Annotated in this window: 16 protein-coding genes; 4 read left to right on the forward strand and 12 right to left on the reverse strand. The window is 33.4% G+C overall.

The window, feature by feature from the left end:
* Window positions 1-9: 9 nt before the first annotated feature.
* Window positions 10-1,242, reverse strand: a complete 1,233-nt coding sequence (pepT, locus tag F0362_RS18330) for a peptidase T (protein WP_000807008.1) — start codon at window positions 1,240-1,242, stop codon at window positions 10-12.
* A gap of 196 nt (window positions 1,243-1,438) precedes the next feature.
* Here pepT and F0362_RS18335 point away from each other — a divergent pair, with 196 nt between their 5' ends.
* The gene (locus F0362_RS18335) at window positions 1,439-2,083 is read left to right on the forward strand and encodes a YczE/YyaS/YitT family protein (RefSeq protein ID WP_001241268.1); all 645 of its coding nucleotides are present in this window, start codon (window positions 1,439-1,441) and stop codon (window positions 2,081-2,083) included.
* Between the two features lie 119 nt (window positions 2,084-2,202).
* On the opposite strand, the gene F0362_RS18340 is transcribed toward F0362_RS18335, so the two are convergent.
* From F0362_RS18340 to F0362_RS18350, 3 genes are all read right to left on the reverse strand, one after another.
* Window positions 2,203-2,520 carry a hypothetical protein gene (locus F0362_RS18340; protein WP_000738320.1) on the reverse strand — a complete coding sequence of 106 codons (318 nt, stop codon included), beginning with the start codon at window positions 2,518-2,520 and terminating at the stop codon, window positions 2,203-2,205.
* 325 nt (window positions 2,521-2,845) lie between these two features.
* Window positions 2,846-3,421: a histidine phosphatase family protein gene (locus tag F0362_RS18345; RefSeq protein WP_000102866.1), complete on the reverse strand. Its 576-nt coding sequence runs from the start codon at window positions 3,419-3,421 to the stop codon at window positions 2,846-2,848.
* A gap of 108 nt (window positions 3,422-3,529) precedes the next feature.
* Window positions 3,530-4,333 (reverse strand): alpha/beta fold hydrolase, encoded by an 804-nt coding sequence (locus F0362_RS18350; protein ID WP_000882567.1) that lies wholly within the window; start codon window positions 4,331-4,333, stop codon window positions 3,530-3,532.
* A gap of 435 nt (window positions 4,334-4,768) precedes the next feature.
* Between F0362_RS18350 and F0362_RS18355 the strand changes: the two genes are divergently transcribed.
* Window positions 4,769-7,489, forward strand: a complete 2,721-nt coding sequence (locus F0362_RS18355) for a sensor domain-containing protein (RefSeq protein WP_000773578.1) — start codon at window positions 4,769-4,771, stop codon at window positions 7,487-7,489.
* A 104-nt stretch (window positions 7,490-7,593) separates the two neighbouring features.
* Here the strand turns inward: F0362_RS18355 and F0362_RS18360 are convergent, their stop codons facing one another.
* The 4 genes from F0362_RS18360 to F0362_RS18375 are packed head-to-tail and all read right to left on the reverse strand — an operon-like array spanning window position 7,594 to window position 10,948.
* A complete protein-coding gene (locus tag F0362_RS18360; protein WP_001035077.1) occupies window positions 7,594-8,658 on the reverse strand; it encodes an undecaprenyldiphospho-muramoylpentapeptide beta-N-acetylglucosaminyltransferase in 1,065 nt (354 codons plus the stop codon).
* Window positions 8,659-8,706: 48 nt separating this feature from the next.
* A complete protein-coding gene (locus F0362_RS18365) occupies window positions 8,707-9,057 on the reverse strand; it encodes a DUF6572 domain-containing protein (protein WP_002093408.1) in 351 nt (116 codons plus the stop codon).
* Window positions 9,054-9,965, reverse strand: coding sequence for an SDR family oxidoreductase (locus F0362_RS18370; RefSeq protein ID WP_000739099.1), 912 nt, complete (start codon window positions 9,963-9,965; stop codon window positions 9,054-9,056). Before F0362_RS18370 ends, F0362_RS18365 begins: the two co-directional genes overlap by 4 nt.
* A complete protein-coding gene (locus F0362_RS18375) occupies window positions 9,962-10,948 on the reverse strand; it encodes a UDP-N-acetylglucosamine 4,6-dehydratase family protein (protein ID WP_000932618.1) in 987 nt (328 codons plus the stop codon). The genes F0362_RS18370 and F0362_RS18375 overlap by 4 nt, the downstream gene beginning before the upstream one ends.
* A 415-nt stretch (window positions 10,949-11,363) precedes the next feature.
* Here F0362_RS18375 and F0362_RS18380 point away from each other — a divergent pair, with 415 nt between their 5' ends.
* Window positions 11,364-12,542, forward strand: a complete 1,179-nt coding sequence (locus F0362_RS18380; protein ID WP_000376171.1) for a DUF2515 domain-containing protein — start codon at window positions 11,364-11,366, stop codon at window positions 12,540-12,542.
* Window positions 12,517-12,918 carry a CBO0543 family protein gene (locus tag F0362_RS18385; RefSeq protein ID WP_033661972.1) on the forward strand — a complete coding sequence of 134 codons (402 nt, stop codon included), beginning with the start codon at window positions 12,517-12,519 and terminating at the stop codon, window positions 12,916-12,918. The genes F0362_RS18380 and F0362_RS18385 overlap by 26 nt, the downstream gene beginning before the upstream one ends.
* A gap of 22 nt (window positions 12,919-12,940) precedes the next feature.
* Here the strand turns inward: F0362_RS18385 and F0362_RS18390 are convergent, their stop codons facing one another.
* The 4 genes from F0362_RS18390 to F0362_RS18405 are packed head-to-tail and all read right to left on the reverse strand — an operon-like array spanning window position 12,941 to window position 15,941.
* Window positions 12,941-13,366, reverse strand: a complete 426-nt coding sequence (locus tag F0362_RS18390) for a YfmQ family protein (protein WP_000214609.1) — start codon at window positions 13,364-13,366, stop codon at window positions 12,941-12,943.
* A gap of 56 nt (window positions 13,367-13,422) precedes the next feature.
* Entirely contained in the window at window positions 13,423-14,094 is a 672-nt protein-coding gene (locus F0362_RS18395) for an LrgB family protein (RefSeq protein ID WP_000242990.1), read from the reverse strand.
* Between the two features lie 23 nt (window positions 14,095-14,117).
* A complete protein-coding gene (locus tag F0362_RS18400) occupies window positions 14,118-14,474 on the reverse strand; it encodes a CidA/LrgA family holin-like protein (RefSeq protein WP_000878481.1) in 357 nt (118 codons plus the stop codon).
* Window positions 14,475-14,507: 33 nt separating this feature from the next.
* The gene (locus F0362_RS18405; protein WP_000454969.1) at window positions 14,508-15,941 is read right to left on the reverse strand and encodes a MocR-like pyridoxine biosynthesis transcription factor PdxR; all 1,434 of its coding nucleotides are present in this window, start codon (window positions 15,939-15,941) and stop codon (window positions 14,508-14,510) included.
* Window positions 15,942-15,994 lie beyond the last annotated feature (53 nt).

The following is a 15,994-nucleotide window of genomic DNA, read 5'->3' on the forward strand; positions in this document are numbered from 1 at the left end:
GGTTCTTTTCTAAGCTTGTTCTTCAAATCGTCTTGCGATTTCTACAATAACTTGAACAGCTTTTTCCATAGTATCTACCGAAACATACTCAAATTTACCATGGTAGTTTTCACCACCAGTGAAAATATTTGGCGTCGGTAATCCCATATATGATAATTGTGATCCATCTGTTCCACCGCGAATCGGGTGAATGTTCGGTTCGATATTTAAACTTTTCATCGCTTCATATGCAATATCAACAATTTCTCTTACCGGTTCAATTTTTTCAAGCATGTTATAATATTGATCATTCATTTCTAAAACGACCGCATCTTGCCCATACTTCTCTTGCATTTGCTTCACAATATTTTCAACGTTATTTTTACGTGTCTCAAAATTTTCACGATCAAAATCTCGAATAATGTAATACGCCTTACTTTGCTCAACATCACCATTTAAAGAAAGTAAATGATAGAACCCTTCATAACCTTCCGTATATTCTGGTGCATCTTCTACCGGTAGATGCCCATTAAACTCCATAGCAAGTTTAGTTGCGTTACGCATTTTATTTTTCGCTGTTCCAGGATGTGTATTCGTTCCGTTAAACGTTAACTTAGCACCTGCAGCATTAAAACTTTCATACTCTAAACCACCTAATGGACCTCCATCCATCGTGTAAGCAAATGATGCACCAAACGCTTCTACATCAAAATGCGCTGGCCCACGACCAATTTCTTCATCCGGTGTAAATGCTACTCTTATTTTCCCGTGCTTAATTTGCGGATTATGTATTAAATAGTTCATTGCAACCATAATTTCTGTAAGACCAGCTTTATCATCTGCTCCTAGAAGTGTTGTACCATCAGTTGTAATAATCGTATGACCTTTATATGATGGTAATTCCGGGAACTGCTCTGGTGTTAATACAACATTTAACTCTTCATTTAACGTAATTGCATGACCATCAAAATTTTCATGAATTTGTGGTTTTACGTTTTTCCCTGTAAAGTCTGTTGCCGTATCTAAATGGGCTAAAAATCCGATTACAGGCACATCCTTGTCCGTATTAGCGGGAAGTGTTGCCATCACATAACCATTGTCATCCATCGTTACTTCTGTTAACCCAATTTCTTTTAACTCTTCAACTAATAACTTACCAAATTCAATTTGTCCGGGTGTTGTTGGTACTGTATGGCTTTCTTCATTTGATTGGGTATCAATTTTTACATATCTCGTAAATCTTTCAATAAGTTCTTGTTTCAAGTTCGTTCACTCCCTTTTCTGTTTCTTTCTCCATTATAATCCTTAAAACGAAATATTTTAACTTTTTTGACTGTGAAGATGTATATTTCATTTACATTGTTAACAATTTTAAACGAATGATAAAAAGACATAATATTTGTACATTAAAACCGTAACAGGTAACATACATAATTATAAAATATGGGAGGTTTTAAAGATGAGGCTAACTCTCTTTCGCTATTTTCTTTTTTTCTTAGGATTAATTTTCTTTGGCCTTGGAAACGCTCTTGCAGTCAAAGTTAAATTTCTCGGTTTGCATCCGTGGGAAGTTTTAAATATGGCCCTCTACCAAAGATTTGGATGGACCATTGGTACGTGGAGTGTCATATGTGGATTATGTCTCGTTCTCATTTCTTTACTAGTAGATCGAAAATATATAAACGTGGGCACATTTTTAAATGCACTACTTATCGGTCCTATTATGGACTTTTTCTTACAATCAAATATCCTTCCAAACGCTACTCATTATTTATGGATAAACTTACTCATCTTATTTTCCGGTATTGCAATCACAGGTATTGGGGGAGGTATGTATGTTGCGGCTGGAATTGGCGCTGGACCTCGCGATGGATTCATGCTTACTATTTCCGACAAAACGGGACTGTCTATTAGTCGTGCTAGAATCATAGTAGAATGCGTTGTATTAGTTATTGGATATATGCTAGGAGGTCCTGTTTTCATCGTAACGTTTCTATACACTTTTATTCAAAGTCCAATCTTTCAGCAATCATTTACAGTATTTCAAACACTTTTACATACTTTACATAACAAAAATAAAGAGCAAATTAATGAAAATATATAAAATACAACTGAATACCTATTGCTCTTTTCATTAACTTTCTAACAAATAATTCACCCTATTTACGATTCCCACCGCAAATAGGGTGTTTCTTTTTTTATCTCACAATATAAAAATATATACTACTCACTCACAGTAAAAGTATAGATATCGTCATAAACACAACCATTTACCCTAATCACATACTCGCCAGGTTTACTAAAACTAATTGTATATTTATTTAGCTGAATTGCTTCTTTATCTCCCGAAAGAACATCAATACTTCTACCACTCAATAAATAATGCTCACTTTGATTCATCTTTACATGAATCGCATTAACATTCTCCTCTTGCACTTGCGATGTTTCTGCAGCACTTATACTCGGTTCTAAAAAAAGTAGTCCGCTTAATCCAATTGTCCCCGCTAAAGCTACTCCCGCAAATTTCTTCATCTTTTTCATCACAATGACCTCCTTCTAAATTTAGCGCAAAGGCGATGTCTCCCCCTTACACCACAAAGCCTATATGTAACGGAATAAAAAGTAAACACGTACAACAAGACAAAATTCTACATCTTTTTCTCCTAATGCATATAAATCCAACGTTTGGAGTTTTGACACATTTAAAATTGTTTCCCTAAACCAATTCCCCCATAATTTATTCAAACACTGAATAATTACTTATTGATGTAACATTCTAAAAATAGTTGATAAAGATGCTTTCTATTCAAATAAAAAAGATTTTGCTATAAAAGTAACTTTTACAGCAAAATCCATGCAACCAATTTTATTCAGCTTTCCATAATCTCTCTACATTCATTAATTGTTCTTCTTTAAATTCCATCTTATATATATCCGGTTTTGCTGTATTCATTAAAAATTCAAGCCCATATTGCTTATCAAAATAGTTCATCATCAATGTCATGACAAGCCCATGTGTACCAATTACAATTTTGCGCCCTTGAAAACCCATTAAGATTTCTTTTAATACTTTCACTACTCTTTTCTGGCAATCCGCATATGACTCTCCTTCCGTTCGTGCAAAGTCCGGATTAGAGAACATCTTCTTTACAAGTGGATACACCTCTTTGTCTAATATAATCTGATCCTCACTTGCAAATCGACACTCTTTAAGATTTTCATATACTACTATTTCTTTTTCATAGAAATTAGCTGCCTCTTCTATCGTTAACATAGCTCTCTTATACGGACTTGAAATGAAAGTATCAATTCCCTCTGTTTTTAATATCTCAGTTACTCTATGAGTATCTAAATTTCCTTTCTCAGTTAATCCACGTGTTCTTTCATTCCCCTCTATTTTAAGTGATTCACCATGTCTAACCATGTAAATAAATGTACTCATAATTCCTCCTTAAGATTGTTTATACATCACGTTAATCTGTCCCATCCAAAAACTTAGGCGTAATCGCAATATTAATTTATTCTCCTTTAATATACTTTATACACTTTGCTAAGTTGTTCTTCTAATCCACTCTCCTACTAAACTCTCAAATAGTTCAGGCTGTTCAATTTGCAAATTATGTCCTGCCGTGTCTAACACAGCTAATGTCGCTCTTGGATAATTTTCAATCATTCCTATAATATCTTGATACCCTACTGTTATATCTTGTCTTCCAGCTAATAAAAGAACGGGTTTCTCATATTTCTTACGGTGAAAATCTATAGTAAGAGGGTAATTCTTTTGCAACCTTTCAATAAATTCATAATTAGCAACATCTAATCCTGGCTTAATTTCTTCTTTGAATCGTGTATATGTATATTCATTTGCTACCACTGCCAAATCGCAAAATTCTTCTCTTTCGATAGAAGTGAGCGTATTTAAAAACTCCTCGTCTCGTACAAGTACCTGTTTATCCGGTAAAAGTCTTTCTTTTGGTTGTGCTACAACAACAGGACATACTAACAATAATCCATTCACCTTCTCAGACATCTTTGAGAGTATCCCTCTAGCCAAATATCCTCCGTACGATTCTCCTACCAATAAGAATTTTTCAGTAGAAATAATCTCCTCAATAAATGCAATAAGTACTTCTAATATATGGTCTGAACTATTTATCCAATCTGGAGCGTTCGATTTTCCCATGCCAGGTAAATCAATATAAATTTTTTGATATCCTTCATATTTCTGAAATACTGATTCCATACATCTTTGCATTAACCTATGATCAGGGGCACACCCATGTATAATAAGGACTGGTTTCCCCTCTCCAACAATTTCGTAGTATATTTCTGCATCTTTAATTCGACATAACATTAAAAGTTCACCCTCTTTTTATAGTTTTAATGGCAACACTATCAAACCCACAAAATCATACTTTCTTATCATATTACTTCCCGGAACTTATTTTCAATTATAAATTTTCAGATTTTAAAACAGAAAGTCTTCCCTTTCGTTTTATAACTTAGAAGGAAGTCCCTTGTCATTTTATATGTAATGTTGCATCTCTGCTTGCAAATCACTAAAAAACCTTTAAAATCTAAAGGATGACTAAATATACAAATTCTATCTATATTCCTTATAAACTAAAAATTATTGAACGCAATACTTTTTCAATTTTAAGAAGTATTACACTCTTCAATTCTTTTCTTATTAGCATGCTTTTTATATGGAAATCTGATACAATCCTTAAGTAATATTATTATGTATAGATATTACGAATATGGTGCGTAATTAAAGAAGGTGATTTTATTGAAATTAAATAAAAATTTACAACTATGCATATTAATTACAACATTAGTATGCTATTCAATCTATTTTATGTTTTTCTTTCTGTTCCCTACTCATTTTTCAAATTTCAATGTACGCTTCGCTTCACTCATCATTGAAGCCATTACATTTGTATCACTAATTTACTCTATATATTCTAAAAAAGTTAGTTCAAATCCTTTTTGGATATGTATCACAATAGCAATTGGTAGTTTTTTATTAGGAAAAATAGTATATACGTATCAAGATAAGTTTTTTGAGATTCCAATACATCGTTTTACTGTTTCTGATGTGTTTTACATGTTTTTTCTAGTCTTCTGCCTTATCGCTTTCTGCTATAAAATCTTAAAAGAATGCAACAAATGGGAAAAGGCATTCTTTATTTGTGATCTATGCATAGTACTCATTTCCGTATTCACATTAGAATGGTATTTATTTAATCAGCCAGATTTAAATATATTTTCCCTTTCACTGGGAGATATTTTTCTTTCCTTTCTATATCCAATTGCAGACCTATTACTTCTTCTACTAAGTGTTAGTCTCTTTTTCCGCCCAACTGTTTTTAATTCCAAACGGAAAATTTATATTTTTATTTTTGTATTAATAAGTTCTGCAACTTTTAACTATATTTACTTCTACCTATATAGCCATTTAGCAAATGATACTATAACGCTATTACGTCTTTTATATAGAGTACCTATATTACTTATCGCAATAGCTGGTTCCATTTCAGACGATTATAATAGCAATAAAAATTATTTTACTGTACACCCTAAATTAGGGAAAAAAGTTTTAGTCGTATTCCCCTACCTTGCCGTCGCAATACTAATCGGGTTTACGTTAAAAGAACAAACATCATCTTCCACTCTCATTACAGGAAATTGTATCGCTTTTGTTTTTGTACTTATTCGACATTCTATTGTGGGTATGCAAAATGCTACTCTAACAAAACGTCTACAAGCATTTAATGCTCAACTTGAAGATAAAGTTACTTTAAGGACTTCTGATTTAGTCCATAAGTCAGAGGCTCTATCTGAGAAACAGCAAAAATTCGAATCATTATATGAATATCACCCTGACCCTATTTTTACAATTGATTTAAATGGAGTATTCTTAAATGTAAATAAGGCAGGAAGCGTCCTACTCGGAGCACCAACAAACGAGTTACTCGGTGAGACATGTTTCTCGATCATTTTAGATGAAGATAAACACAAACTGTTAACTGCATTAGAAAAAGTTAAACAACAAAAATCGGCATCCTTACAACTTAGTTCTCAATATAAAGATGGTTTTATTTATTTTTTATACGTTACCATCGTCCCTATTATGATAAATGGACAAATTTCAGGAAGCTATATTATGGTAAAGGATATTACCGCACAAAAAAAACAACAAGAAGAAATAAAATATTTAGCATTCCACGATGCTGTAACGAAAATTGGGAATCGAGCCTATTTCCATAAGAAATTAAGAAAAGTTATAAAGAATGCTCAAACAATAAATAGTGAGTTCGCATTATTATATTTAGATTTAGACCGCTTTAAAGCAATTAACGATACACTTGGGCATTCGTCAGGTGATTACATATTAGAAGAAGTGGCACAGCGATTCCAATCATGTCTTCCATCACATACTTATGTATCAAGAATCGGTGGCGATGAATTCACAATCTTAATTGAAAACTATACTGACCATGATTCCTTATTCCAGTTATGTAACGAATTATTTGAAAGTATGAAAAAACCATTTGTCATACATGAACAAAAATTAAATGTATCACTTAGTATTGGTATCGCTATTTATCCACATTCTGGAATCGATGCCTCTACACTTTTGAAAAATGCTAATGTCGCAATGTATGATGCGAAAGAAAAAGAGCTTAATTCAGTCTCTATTTATGACGATGTAATCGCTAAAAAAATTGAAAGACGATTACGATTAGAGAAAGATTTACCAAATGCACTTCAAAATGAAGAATTATTCCTTTTATATCAACCTCAAGTTGACAGTGAATCTAACAAAATTATCGGTGCTGAAGCTTTGATCAGATGGAACCATCCCGAATTAGGTGTTATTTCTCCATACGAATTTATTCCTATTGCTGAAGAAACACTACAAATTATTCCAATAGGAAAATGGACATTACAACAAGCTTGTGAGCAAATGAAACGTTGGCATGTACTCGGGTATTCTCATTTAAAAATAGGAGTAAATTTATCTGCTAAAGAATTTGAACAAGAAGATTTTGTAAAGTCTATTTCATTTACTTTAGCAACTACAGGCTTACCAGCAAGTTCTCTCGATCTTGAATTAACAGAACGAATTGCAATGATGGATGAAAGAGAAACATTAATAAAACTGCGTACACTAAAAAATTTAGGAATTCACATTTCAATCGACGACTTTGGTACAGGCTATTCTTCGCTTGCTTACTTACCTTTATATCCAATCGATACTTTAAAAATCCCGAGGGAATTTATGACAATGTCTGAAACGTGTGAAGATGGAATGGAAATCATTAAAACAATCATCACATTAGCACATACATTAGAGATGTCGGTTATCGCTGAAGGTGTAGAAACGAAAGAACACGTGAATTTCCTTCAAAAAAATAAATGTCAGTTTATTCAAGGTTACTATTACAGTAAACCTATTTATTCTAATGCATTTACTAAGCTGTTAAAAAACGGTATTCGTCTATAGTATATAGCTCTATACAGAATATAATAGGCTACATAATAATGAATTTGAAAAACAAAAGGAAAGAAGATACCTTCTTTCCTTTTGTTTTTCTATTTAACTTTCTATTATTTCACCACTTCATTTATTAAATCTATTAATTGATGAATCCCCTCATCATTTGTTTTCTTATATCCATTCATGTTTTGAACATATCTCTCCTTATTTGCATATAGCCGGTTTACTGCATGTGTAAATGCACTATTACTTGCTCTGTCTTGAAGTAAAACTTCCGCATACCCTTGCCTAGAAAAATAGTCAGCATTTAAAACTTGATCCCCTCTACTGGAACCGTTAGTTAACGGGATAAGCAACATCGGTTTCTTCAAAAATAACAATTCAGAAATAGCAGTAGAACCCGCTCTGGAAACGACAACACTTGCCATATTCAATATATGCGGCAATTCTTCCCCTATATATTCAAATTGCATATAACCTTCCATGCCAATAGATGAATCTACCTTTCCTTTACCGCACATATGAACAATATTAAAACTTAATAATAATGTATCTAAACTTTTCCTTACCATATCATTTATCCACTTAGCCCCTTGACTCCCACCCATAATTAACAATACTGGCTTATCTTGCTGAAATTCACAATAACTTCTTCCTCGTAATACGCTACCTCTCTCAATTTCTTCCCTTACAATTGGTCCTACATAAACTTTTTTCTCGTTACTTACATTCTCCCCTGTATGAGGAAATGTTGTGCATAGTTTTGTAGCAAAAGGCAATGCTATTTTATTTGCTAACCCTAACGTACTGTCTGGCTCACGTATTACGATTGGTACATGATTTAACCATGCCCCTATAACTACAGGAACCGAAACAAATCCTCCTGCCGAAAAGATAACGTCTGGCTTCACTTTCTTAATTAATTTATAACTTTGTAAGCAGCCTTTTATAATTTTAAAAGGATCTTTAAAGTTCTCCCAATCCCAATATCTCCGAAGCTTCCCCGTTGAAATACTATTGTACTTAACATTTTGAACTAATAACTTTTCAATTCCATTTTGAGATCCAATATACTCAACTCCCCATCCTTTTTCCATAAATTTAGGAATCAATACCATATTAATCATAACGTGTCCTGCTGTACCGCCCCCAGTAAAGAGAATCTTTTTATTCATAACTTATATCCACCTTTATCATTAAAAATCTTGCTTTATATCAATCTATTACATGTAAGTAAACTTACTATTATTTATATAAATATTTAACTCAAATCCTATATCTTGCAAAAGATCTTTGATGAGTTCATAAAAATCATTTCCATACTCACTACATTCACACTGAGTAAAGACTTGGATTACAGGCCTAATTCCCGTCTCTACTGCTGGATTTTTCCGATTAACCTTTTCCACGTATGCTCGACATTTATTTATCGCCTCATAGATGTGCAAAACATGCGCTTCTTCATCTTTCCAATCCAGCGTATCGACAATCGAAAGAAATAGTGTATTTTGATTATTTATTGCTTCATAACCATTCACATTCATATACTTCTTACACCCTTTTTTATTTTTCATTGCATGCAGATGTCACTGCACTTCGCATATTCAAGTACATCTTTTAATGATTGATGAAATTGAATTTCTGGGATCCAACCTAACTTTTTTATATCCTCTATTACTAAGCTCTCATTTGAGCTGCTTCCACTATTCTCTGTTTCTTTTATAGTAAAATGGAGCTGTGTTAATCTTTTATATTGTTCTAGTACATCTAATAAAGATCGTCTCACTCCTGATCCAATATTATATTGTTTCCCATTTATACCATTACGTAATAACACATGATACGCTTTAACCGCATCACGTACATCTAGAAAATCCCTACTATCTTTCAAACTGCTTACTTCAATAATCGCTTTACTCCTACCCGATTCTATATCTATCATTTTTTTTGCGAGAATCGAACAAATGCCATTCGATTCTCCTGGACCAATTAAGTTTGAGGGCTTTGCAATGATAATATTTGAATCCATTAATCCGCCCCAAGCCTCTGCAATAATGACTTGCATCGTTTTACTTAAACTATATGGATTTGAAACTTTTATGTTATTCATACTATCTGCTTGCAATGCAGATCCTATAACTAATGTTTTACAATGCGAAGCTTCCTGCTTAATCGCTTCTAATAAATACAAAGTCCCTATTACATTAATCTCCATGTATTCAAGAGAAGCTGTCCAAGACTCTATAACTGAATTTCTTCCTGCTAAATGCAATACATAGTCTGGTTTTATTTGTTTCATTACCTTCATTACTTCGCTCTTATTAGTTAAATCACAAGTAATACTATTTCCGATGTTTTCTCTATGTGGACGGTTTTGAAACATAGGAATTACATGAAAGCCCTGCTCTAAAAAATATTGGCAAGCATGTCTACCTGTGAAACCATTTGCACCAGTTATTAAAAGGCTTGCATTTTTTTTCATCGTAGAAATCCTCCCTTTAATAGCATTTGTTTCACCTCATCTTTTGCAAGTAAGTCTTGTTGAGAACTAAAACTCTTCACATCCACAAGCGGATAACTAGCATAATATTCTTGAAGTCCCTCTATAGGAATAGTCGGTAGTACCACAAAATAATTTTGATCAAAACTTATACTTGTTTTACTCTCTACTTCAGATAAAAGCATTTCACTTAATTTTTCACCTGGCCTTATCCCTACTTCTTTTATCTTCACGTATTCTTTTTTCGAATCTTCGATCAACACCTTTGCTAAATCTGTAATTTTACATGCCGGCATTTTCATGACAAAGATTTCCCCTCCTCTTCCGTCAAATGCTGCTTTAAATAACAACCGAACAGCATCTTCAATCGTTAAGAAAAATCTAGTCATATTTACATCGGTAATTCCTATTTGTGAAGACTTCTTAATTTGCTTTTTAAAAAGCGGCACTACACTTCCGCTCGTCCCTAAAACATTTCCACCACGAACACAAATGAATTTTGTTTTCTGCGTTTGCACATTCGCATGAACCATTAATTTTTCACCAATTGCTTTTGTCATCCCATACGTATTTGATGGATCCGCTGCTTTATCTGTTGAAACATATATAACTTTCTCAACTTGCATCTGGATAGATGCTTCAATTACATTTTGCGTACCATGTATATTTGTTTTTATAGCTTCATAAGGATAATACTCACATACTGGAACATGTTTTAAAGCTGCAAGATGGAATACATAATGTACATCTTGGCAAGCATAGACGAGTTGGTCTTTATCACGAATATCTCCAATGATAAATTTTAATCTAGTTTCATTTATAAACTGTTGCTGCATTTCAAACTGAACCGTTTCATTCCTTGAAAAAACTCTAATTTCTTTCGGTGATTTTTCTAATAATTGTTTTATAAGTTCATGTCCCCACGAACCTGTACCACCAGTAATTAAAATTATTTTATTAAGCATTTCTTTTCCTCCTGCTGTACATTTCATAAAAATTGTATTTATTAAAAGCTATTGAATTATTTTCAATTGATTCAAATCATAATTGTCATTTGTTACATTAAATTGACAAAATAAAAAAACAGAAACTATTAAGCATAGTTTCTGTTTTTTATTTCGCTTCATAACGGTAAGATTTTTTATACTATTTGCATGATAAATAAATTCCTTGTAAAAAACACCGCTCATTTATTTCTTATACTCGTAATAAAATAAAGTGAAACTTTATTTAGTGGGGGGACAGCCCGACCTCCACTGAACTTCTTTGCTTCCGCTGAATTTTGAGGTGGGGATCTTACTGCCCGGCAAATAGCGGGATAAATAGAATGATTCATAGCCAATAATTACGTTTAAACTTATGAAAAAGGGAGGTAACGGAATGGACCGAAGCAATTCAAATTATACATATAATGGACCTTCCAAAGCACTGCCTCTCTCCCTATTTGATGTAAAAAATGAATTGAAACAAAAAAGCAAACTCATTCATTCTGACACCATGTATACATTAACGAAAGAAGAGCAATTCATCATCAACAATATAAAAATACAGACAGAACAACTAAATAAAAATAATGTTACGAGAACACGCGCGTACTACCAATTTTACATTCGATATCCAGAAATACATTGGGCACTACTTGGACATATGGTATCACGTAACGGTGGTTGGAATATGACTGATTTAAAAGGAGACTTATATACGAAACTTTTATCAGAGAAAGATCAAATTACATTTTTTTCTTTTTTAGAAAGAGGGAATTGGCTCATTTTTCAAGATGTATATCCTCAATTTTTACTTTATGAACAAAGTGTTAAAAAAGCAAAAAAGCTATTTCATCTTCTCCCTCACCTAAATGTTTCTACATTTATGGAAACGATGTGGAACGATTTTTGGAAAACTGGGAACAAAAAAACATTAGCAATCGCAACTATTATTAATGAGCAAAACTACTTAGAAAAAAGAGTGATTCAAAATGCACACTTTCAAAAGACCGTACTCAATAGTATCGGATTTAAACTCTTTGATTTCTTTCAGTTTAATCATATCCTTTTCCCTTTCTACGAAAATAATACAAATCAAAAAACTTTATTAATTGGCGATACAATGAAACATTTTACTTCCTTGCATGAACGAATCTTAATTGGAAAAAGGTTGTATTCATTATTATTTCGAGATACACATATTTTATCTCAAATCATATATTGGGCCGAGCATCATCCACATACAGGCTCAAGGAAAGATTACTGGCCTCATTTATTTTCAAGTGTAAATGAATCTTTTTCCCGTGAGTTTTATAAACGCCGAATAAAGAAATGCCAGTTGCGTAGTGGCGCATATCGTATATACAGCCCTGCACTCATCTATGCATGGCGAGATATGAAGCATGAAGAAGTTGAAAGTGAAGATTGGTTTACGGACTGGCAAGTTGTAAATTACTTAGTGGATAAGGAGGAAAATATGAATGGAAAAATTACAGAAGACTACTGCAAAACACTCGAAAAAATTGAACTGGCAATTCTCGCAAAGAAAAATGTCCTCCTTCGAGAAGAAGAATAATTTTCTAGCATTAACAGTTACAATCTTACTCTCTTCAATTATCGGAACTTACTTAGATGCTTTCTTTGTCCATAAGCACATATATTTCTTTCCAGTTAGGCCCTTCCCATCCATATTTTCAGTTAACATTGGCTTTACGTTGTTTGTACTACCGATTTTAACAATCATTTTCATACAAATTTCAAAAACATTATCTGCCGTTTCTAGAACTATATTTATTATTTCCATAGGTATTTGTGCTAGCATTTTTGAACAAGTTGCTGAAGGTTTAGGTTTATTTATACATAGTGCAGACTGGAACCATACATATTCTTTATTTGGTTATATGGTGTTCCTTTCTTTTATTTGGAAAGTATATAATTGGATACAAAAATAAAGAGACCATTATAGGTCTCTTCTTAAGCATACTCTTCAGTTACTGCTAATGGTGCAAACGTTTGAAGACTTTTAGAACGTAAACGATAGGCAACAACTTTCTTCTTATATTGCCTTATTACATCAACATGTTCTTCATAACTATATATCGATAACGTAATTACTCTTTTTCCTTTTTTCGTTTCAATGATTATCGGCGTGCCTTCACCTTGTGGCGGAAAATAATGTTTATCTAAAAATAAAGCCTCGTTAAAATCATTTATAACTTGCAGTTTCATTTCGCCCTCTATATTCTTTCCATCTAGCGATACAGTCGTATGTTCTTCATCAAGTTTTTGATGTAATTCAAATCTACTAATAATGGATTCTACAACAGAAGTTGGCATACTAGAAACTAGAACTTTAATGGCACCAAAAATAAATAATGTAACTATAAACCATGTTGTCACTTTTATCATCTCCATACATTTTAAAATAAGTAGCATTATACTTCTTATTACAACTTTTAAAATATAAATTTCGTTCCATAAGGTATTAATATACTAATGAGTATTCCTGTTACAATCATCGTTACTGAACCGATAGTCGCTTCTTTCTCGCCTTCCTTCACGAGTCGACTCACACCGATAATATGTGATGCGCAACCCATCCCCACTCCTTTTCCAATCGTACTTGTTATCCGGAAAAACTTAAGTACTGTCGGTCCGATAATAGCACCTGTTATTCCTGCAACAACTACAAAACTAGAAGTCATAGTTGGAATACCACCAATTTGATCCGCTAATGAAATGGCAATTGGCATTGTCGCTAATTGCGGAAGAGTGGTTAGTATAAATTCCTTATCTATATTCAAAATCCCACCAATCACTACATTCATACTCGTTAAAGCCACTATACCTATCAATACGCCAATAAGTATCGATAAAAAGTTTTTCATAAGTATCTTTCGTTCTTTAAATAGAGGTATGGCTAACGCTACAATTGCAGGACTCAAAAAGCCTGAAAGAACGTCCCCACCATTTTCCTTATACTCATGATGAGAAATGCCAAACATCAGAAATAAGCAAATCATAGTTGCTGTAACTGTTAATACTGGTAACATAAATGGAAACGTATATTTTTTATACAGCTTTGTCGCAAATAAATATATGACTACAGTAATAAGTATTAAGACCATTTGAATCGTGCACCTTGTCGATTTTATTTTTTGAATGTTACTAATAATTGACTTACATACCCTGAAACAATCAATGTTACTACCGTACTTGCAACAACTAAAAGGAATATAATACTTCCTTTACTTAAAAGAAAAGATCCATATTCCATTAATCCTGTTGTCGAAGGAATTAAAAATAACGGTAAAAATACGATTAACTTTTCTGCCCCTAACTCAAACCACTTTAATGGAAAAATACGAGTAGAAAGGAGTAGAAACAGCATTAACATTCCTATTAAACTTCCTGGCATCGATAGATGGAATATTCCCTGAATCCACGTACCAGCTAAGCTAAACACATATAGCACGCCTACTTGAAGTAAAAGCGTCACATACTTCATTTCTTCCCCTCATTCCAATATTACACATCACTATTATGAAATTTCGTTTAGCGTTTCCGCAAACCTCGTAATTCCAAGTTGGATTTGTTCTACATTTACTCTCCCAAAAGTAAAACGAATATATTCACTTTTAGAACCTAAAACACTTCCAGGGACAAATGCTACACCATTCCGTATAGATTCACCTAATAAATGATATTCATCAAACGTTCCTTGTACTTTGCACCATACATGTATTCCACCCTCTGGAACAAAAAATTCAACGCGGTCCCCTAATATTTCTTCAAGCTTTCTAATTAACTCATCTCTTCTTTGTTTCAATTGTCCACGAAGCATTGTAATATGCGTATGAAAATCTTCTGATTCTAAAAATTGATTTGCTACCCACTGTGTAAATACACTATGACCAAAATCAACTTGTTGCTTCGCATCTGCTAAACGTTCTATTACGCGCGTAGGACCAATTACCCAGCCAATACGTAATCCTGACGCAACAATTTTTGATAATGAACTTATATAAAGAACATTCCCATTCTGATCCATTGATTTTAATGTTGGATTCACTTCTCCATTAAAAGAAGTTAAACTATATGGATCATCCTCTACAATCGGTATACCGAATTCAGAAGACAGTTCTAAAATCTTTTTACGCCTCGCTAACGAAAGCACAGTGCCCGTCGGATTTTGATAATCCGGATTCAAAAACACCATACGAATACGATGCTTTTTGTGCAAATCGATTAAGTCATCTGGATTCATTCCATGCTCATCAACAGGTAAATGGAATATATTTAAACCGGCCGATTTAAACATGGGAAGCGAGAAACAATACGAAGGATCTTCAATTGCAATGGCATCGCCCGGTTTTAATAAGCATTGAACGATAAGATTAAGTGCCTGTTGTGCTCCAGATGTAATCAGAATCGAGCTTGATTCTGATTCAATTTGTTTGTATTGCTGAACATGTACTGCAATTGTTTTTCTCAACATCTCATTTCCAAGTGGATGGTCATAACCGAGGTTTTCCATAAATGTTTTCTCCGACAAAATCGTTCGAAATCTATCGCTCGGAATTAATTCTGGTGACAATTCTCCACTCGCTAAATTAATTAAGTCATCTTTTTGTGTTTCCGTTCGAATTTGTTGAACAAGTGGTACGTTAGGTAAGAACGATCCATCCTCAACGTACCTCCCCCAGTTCGGTATTCGTTTATGTGACACACCCCATATGTCTGTATTCACCCGAGTTCCGCTTCCTTTTTGCCGTTCTACTACTCCAAGTGATTTTAACTCTTCATATGCAGCTACTATTGTGCTCCGGTTCACTTGTAATTCCTTTGCTAGCATACGCTCAGAAGGTAACTTGCTATCAGAAGGAAATTCACCTGAAGAAATACCCCTTTCAATATAATCAGCAATTTGTTTATATACGGGTGTCTTATCTGCACGATTTGGTTTCCATTCCATCTAGTTCCCTCCTCTCAAAACGAACTATCCTTTACTCATTAATAACAGTATTT

Source organism: Bacillus sp. BS98 (genome assembly GCF_008432245.1).
GTDB lineage: Bacteria > Bacillota > Bacilli > Bacillales > Bacillaceae_G > Bacillus_A > Bacillus_A toyonensis.

Coding starts and splice junctions, on each gene's coding strand:
- F0362_RS18375 (WP_000932618.1), bottom strand. CDS start 10,948: ATGCTTAATAAAATAATTTTAATTACTGGTGGTACAGGTTCGTGGGGA.
- F0362_RS18380 (WP_000376171.1), top strand. CDS start 11,364: ATGGACCGAAGCAATTCAAATTATACATATAATGGACCTTCCAAAGCA.
- F0362_RS18385 (WP_033661972.1), top strand. CDS start 12,517: ATGTCCTCCTTCGAGAAGAAGAATAATTTTCTAGCATTAACAGTTACA.
- F0362_RS18400 (WP_000878481.1), bottom strand. CDS start 14,474: ATGAAGTATGTGACGCTTTTACTTCAAGTAGGCGTGCTATATGTGTTT.
- F0362_RS18360 (WP_001035077.1), bottom strand. CDS start 8,658: ATGAATAAAAAGATTCTCTTTACTGGGGGCGGTACAGCAGGACACGTT.
- F0362_RS18335 (WP_001241268.1), top strand. CDS start 1,439: ATGAGGCTAACTCTCTTTCGCTATTTTCTTTTTTTCTTAGGATTAATT.
- F0362_RS18405 (WP_000454969.1), bottom strand. CDS start 15,941: ATGGAATGGAAACCAAATCGTGCAGATAAGACACCCGTATATAAACAA.
- F0362_RS18350 (WP_000882567.1), bottom strand. CDS start 4,333: ATGTTATGTCGAATTAAAGATGCAGAAATATACTACGAAATTGTTGGA.
- F0362_RS18340 (WP_000738320.1), bottom strand. CDS start 2,520: ATGAAAAAGATGAAGAAATTTGCGGGAGTAGCTTTAGCGGGGACAATT.
- F0362_RS18395 (WP_000242990.1), bottom strand. CDS start 14,094: ATGGTCTTAATACTTATTACTGTAGTCATATATTTATTTGCGACAAAG.
- F0362_RS18365 (WP_002093408.1), bottom strand. CDS start 9,057: ATGAAAAATAAAAAAGGGTGTAAGAAGTATATGAATGTGAATGGTTAT.
- F0362_RS18345 (WP_000102866.1), bottom strand. CDS start 3,421: ATGAGTACATTTATTTACATGGTTAGACATGGTGAATCACTTAAAATA.
- F0362_RS18370 (WP_000739099.1), bottom strand. CDS start 9,965: ATGAAAAAAAATGCAAGCCTTTTAATAACTGGTGCAAATGGTTTCACA.